The 230-nt window shown below is 53.5% G+C and carries 1 pseudogene; it reads right to left on the bottom strand.

Annotated features, from left to right (window positions below):
- A pseudogene (locus KVT36_RS32445) lies at positions 1 to 230 on the bottom strand (S1/P1 Nuclease); the annotation flags it as partial.

Here is a 230-nt window from a genome sequence, read left to right on the forward strand (position 1 = left end):
CAGCACGCCATTCCCTTTTTCATAAACATAACGCTGCGCCGGCGGGGAGGGGCCCCCTAATTCCTTTTCCAGCCTTAATTCCGTATCGGCCGCCAGCGCGCTGCTTATAATAATTTCCCATGCAAAGTCCTGCCCATCTGTTTTATAAGTGGCTTTGCCCGCCCAGTAGTTAAAAGCCTTATCTGCCACCAGCACCGGTATGCGCGATTCCCACAGGCCATGAATGCCCT

This window comes from Chitinophaga sp. GbtcB8, from assembly GCF_019091455.1.
Classification (GTDB): Bacteria; Bacteroidota; Bacteroidia; order Chitinophagales; family Chitinophagaceae; genus Chitinophaga.